General features: G+C 70.9%; 3 protein-coding genes and 1 pseudogene. 1 reads left to right on the top strand and 3 read right to left on the bottom strand.

Going from position 1 to position 4,027, the window contains the following annotated elements; translation table 11 throughout:
* Positions 1-1,011: pseudogene (locus tag D7Y15_RS42575) on the top strand (hypothetical protein); the annotation flags it as partial.
* A gap of 76 nt (positions 1,012-1,087) precedes the next feature.
* Here the strand turns inward: D7Y15_RS42575 and D7Y15_RS42570 are convergent.
* Genes D7Y15_RS42570 through D7Y15_RS42560 form a run of 3 tightly spaced genes read right to left on the bottom strand, consistent with a single transcriptional unit; the run spans position 1,088 to position 3,999 of the window.
* The gene (locus D7Y15_RS42570; RefSeq protein ID WP_121756121.1) at positions 1,088-2,224 is read right to left on the bottom strand and encodes a hypothetical protein; all 1,137 of its coding nucleotides are present in this window, start codon (positions 2,222-2,224) and stop codon (positions 1,088-1,090) included.
* Positions 2,221-2,991 carry a type III pantothenate kinase gene (locus tag D7Y15_RS42565; RefSeq protein WP_120581704.1) on the bottom strand — a complete coding sequence of 257 codons (771 nt, stop codon included), beginning with the start codon at positions 2,989-2,991 and terminating at the stop codon, positions 2,221-2,223. The genes D7Y15_RS42570 and D7Y15_RS42565 overlap by 4 nt, the downstream gene beginning before the upstream one ends.
* Positions 2,992-3,003: 12 nt before the next feature.
* The gene (locus tag D7Y15_RS42560; protein WP_169822664.1) at positions 3,004-3,999 is read right to left on the bottom strand and encodes a biotin--[acetyl-CoA-carboxylase] ligase; all 996 of its coding nucleotides are present in this window, start codon (positions 3,997-3,999) and stop codon (positions 3,004-3,006) included.
* Between the last annotated feature and the right edge of the window lie 28 nt (positions 4,000-4,027).

Genomic DNA, 4,027 nt, shown 5'->3' with positions numbered 1-4,027 from the left:
GCCGCTGCCCGCCCCGCCGCCGTGCCCGCTCCGGTGACGCCGGCCGCCGCCCCGGGCCCGTCCGCCGCGGATCTGGCGGAAATGCGCAACCTGCGCGCGAAGGTGGCGGAGCTGCAGAGCGCGCTGGAGGACTCGCGCGCGGAGACGACGCAGGTCGAGGACCGCGTGCAGTCGCTGGAGTCCGAGCTCCAGGCGAAGGCCACGGAGCTGGAGGCGTCCCGCTCCACCTCCGGCAAGAGCGACAAGGACACGTTCGCGCTGCGTGACACCGTCAACAAGCGCGACAAGGAGATCCTGCGGCTCAAGTCGGAGCTGAACCAGAAGGACCAGGAGATCATCGAGCTGAAGGATCAGCACCTGGAGCTGGAGCAGAAGGCCTCCACCTCCGACGAGGAGCTGAACCGCCGCGACGCGCAGATCAAGACGCTCACCACGCGCACGGAGCAGCTCACCACGGAGCGCAAGCGCGTGGATCAGCAGCTGGCCACCGCGAAGGAAGAGGCGCGCGGCGCCACCGCGAAGCTGGGCACGCTCCAGGCGGAGCTGGATCAGCACCAGGCCCAGGCCCAGGAGATGGTGGCCGAGGCGGACAGCCTGCGCGCCCAGATGGCCCAGCAGGACGCGGACCTCCAGGCGGCGCGCGACGAGGCCGAAGGGCTGCGCTCGCAGGTGGAGGCGGCGCAGGGCGAGCTGGAAGGTTTGCGCGGCGAGCTGGACGGCCTGCGTGGCGAGCTGGACGGCCTGCGCGGCCAGCTGGAGCAGTCCCAGGCGGACCTCTCCAACCAGAGCGCCCAGGCGGCCGCGGAGGCGGACGGCCTGCGCGCGCGCATCACCGAGCTGGAGCAGGCGGCGGTGCGCAACGAGGAGCGCGTGACGAAGCTCTACGCGCGCATCAAGGGCGACGAGAAGCTGCGCGAGAAGACGAAGAAGGCGCTGGCCATCGCGCAGCAGCTGCTGGACGAGCCGGGCACCGCCGTGGGCGACGACGCCGACGAGGAAGCCGCGGCCTGAAGCGCCGCGGTACCGCCTGACGAAACCGGGGGAAGGCGCGGGCTTGTGCGCCGCCCTCCCCCACTCCACGCCCTGGTTACTTGCTGGGTTGCTTCGGGGTCGTCTTCTTCTCGTGCAGCTTCTTGGCGAAGGACTGCACGGCGGCGGGCACGTTCTTGTCGCGGGACAGGTCCTTCAGCTCCGCGTCGCGCAGCGTGTTGAGGAACTTCATGGTGACGGTGAGCGGCACCTTGGGGTTCTTCACCAGCGCGAGCTTCACCTTCTGCATCTTCGTCCACTCGCGGTTGTTGTAGATGACGCGCAGCACGTCGTCGTTGACGGCGCGGTTCGCGGCGCACGCGAGCACCTCGCCGTCGGTGATGCGAGGGCTGCGGATGACGGCCACGCAGACGAGCTTGTTGGTGTCGCGGATGAGGGCGGAGCGGGCCTCCTTGTTGCCCAGCGTGCCCAGCTTGATCTTCTCCGCGATGGACATCTTCATGATGCGCTGCGCGAGCGTCATGCGCTTGCCCTCCTCCATGGGAGCGGCGTCCTCGGCCTGCGCCTCCGTGCCCAGCTCCTGGAGCACCTCCTCCGCGGTGGGGCCCGGATCCGGCGGCGCGGCGGCGGCCTGCGGGCCGTAGATGCGCACGCGCGCGGCCTGCATCGCGGGCACGTCCGCCAGCACCAGGCCGCTGCGGACCGCGAAGTCGCAGATGCTGTCCACCAGTGACACCGGGACGCCGGGGTTGGCGCACAGGCCGCGGATGATGCCCTCGTTGCGCAGCAGGCGCAGCTGGTTCTGGGAGATGATCTCCGCCACCTTCGGGCTGCACGTGCCGGCCACGCTGGCCACGGCGTCGTCCGGCGTCTCCGAGTTGAGGACGAGCATCTCCGCGTAGGCTTCCTTGTCCTTGAGCAGGCCCAGGAAGTAGCCCAGCACGGGCGGCTGCACGCCCTCGTCGCGCAGCGCGGATCCGAGGATGCGGTCCGGCAGGCCGGAGGACGTCTTGGCGGCCGTCTCGCGCACGCCCGCGTCCGGGTCGAACGTGAGCATGTAGAGGGCGCCCAGCATGTCCGCAGGATTGAGCGGCACCAGGGACTTGGCCGCCATCATCCGCAGGGGCACGGGGGCGTTGGGGTCCACGTGCTTGCGCAGGTTGGGCGGCAGGAACTCCGCGTTGAAGGGGCAGCCCGGGGGCGGGGCCGGAACGCTGGGGTCGGCGGTGCTCATGTCGCGTGATTCCTTCCGTAGATGATGCGCAGCCCCTCCAGGGTGAGGAACTCATCCACCTCCTGGATGGCCTTCGATTCACTGGCCACCAGCGGGGCCAGGCCCCCGGTGGCCACCACTTTCGCGGAGAAGCCCATCTCCGCCTCCATCCGCGCGCACATGCCGTCCACCATGCTCACGTAGCCGTGGACCAGGCCGGACTGCATGGAGTGCACGGTGTTGCGGCCCACCACGTGGGGCGGCCGGGCGAACTCGACGCGGGGGAGCTTGGAGGCGTTCTGGAACAGGGCCTCCATGGAGATGTTGATGCCGGGGCAGATGGCGCCGCCCAGGTACTCGCCCTTGGGGGTCACCGCGTCCAGCGTCGTCGCGGTGCCGAAGTCCACCACGATGAGGCCACGGTGGTGCTTCTCGTAGGCGGCGACGGCGTTGACGATGCGGTCCGCGCCCACCTCGCGCGGGTTGTCGTAGAGGATGGGCATGCCCGTCTTCACGCCCGGGCCCACGAACATGGGGCGCGTCTTGAAGTAGCGCTCGCTCATCTTCTCCAGGATGAACTGGAGCGGCGGCACCACGCTGGACACCGCCACGGCCTTCACCTGGTTCGCGTCGACGCCGCTCCACGCGAAGAGCTGGCGCACCTGGATGCCGTACTCGTCCGCGCTCCTGCGCGCGCTCGTCTCCAGGCGCCAGTGGTCCAGGAGCCGCCGGCCCTCGTACACGCCCAGGACGGTATTGGTGTTGCCGACGTCGATGGCCAGGAGCATCAGGGGCGCACTCTAGCGCTGGGGACGCAGCTGCTCCACGTCCCCCGCCAGCACGCGCTCCACACGGCCGTCCGCCATGCGCACCATCAGGGCGCCCGTGGGGTCGATGTCCTCCGCGAACCCCTCCCAGTCCCCCCGGTCCGTCCGCACCCGGACTGGGACACCCAGGGTGCTGGAGAGCGCCTTCCAGCGGGTGCGCACCGCGTCGAAGCCGGTGGCCAGGTACGTGTCCAGCCAGGTCTCCAGCCGGTTCCACAGGGCCGCGGTGAAGGGCGCGCGGGCCACGGGCCGCCCCTGCGCCAGGGCGACTGACGTGGCCGTGGCGCGCAGCTCGTCGGGGAAGTGCTCCTCGCCCGCGTTGAGGTTCACCCCCACGCCCACGATGACGAAGTGCACGCGCTCGGGTTCGGCGGACAGCTCCGTGAGGATGCCGGCCACCTTCTTGCCGGCGATCTGGACGTCGTTGGGCCACTTGATCGCAGCGTCCGCGCCCGCGTCGCGCAGCGTCTCCGCCAGGGCCACGGCGGCCACCAGCGTGAGCTCCGGCGCGCGCTGCGGAGGCAGCTCCGGGCGCAGGATGGCGGAGAAGTACAGGTTCAGGTTCGGCGGCGACACCCAGGCGCGGCCCCGGCGCCCCTTCCCCGCCGTCTGCTGCTCGGCCACCACCACCGTGCCGTGGGCGGCGCCGTCCTGGGCCAGCCGGAAGGCCGCCGCGTTGGTGGAGCCGATGGTGTCGTGGTGGTGCAGCACGCGACCCACCGCGCGCGTGGCGAGCAGCGGGTGGAGCTCCAGCGCGGAGAGCCGGTCCGGCCGGCCCACCAGCCGGTAGCCCTTCGCGGGCACCGCTTCGATGCGGTAGCCCTTCAGCCGCAGGGCCTCCACGTGCTTCCACACCGCCGTGCGCGACAGGCCCAGCCGGTTGGACAGCGCCTCACCGGAGATGAAGCCCTCCCCGCCTTCCGCGAGGAAGTTGAGGATGCGCGCGTCCTGCGTGAGCTCGTTCGTCATCTCCACGGGAGGCGGGCCGCTTCAGTTC

The sequence above is a fragment of the Corallococcus sp. AB030 genome (genome assembly GCF_003668965.1).
Taxonomy (GTDB): domain Bacteria; phylum Myxococcota; class Myxococcia; order Myxococcales; family Myxococcaceae; genus Corallococcus; species Corallococcus exiguus.
This window is presented reverse-complemented; position numbering and strand designations above follow the sequence as displayed.

Excerpts from the sequence above, each read along its gene's own strand:
- D7Y15_RS42570 (WP_121756121.1), bottom strand. The coding sequence starts at position 2,224 with ATGAGCACCGCCGACCCCAGCGTTCCGGCCCCGCCCCCGGGCTGCCCC.
- D7Y15_RS42565 (WP_120581704.1), bottom strand. The coding sequence starts at position 2,991 with ATGCTCCTGGCCATCGACGTCGGCAACACCAATACCGTCCTGGGCGTG.
- D7Y15_RS42560 (WP_169822664.1), bottom strand. The coding sequence starts at position 3,999 with ATGACGAACGAGCTCACGCAGGACGCGCGCATCCTCAACTTCCTCGCG.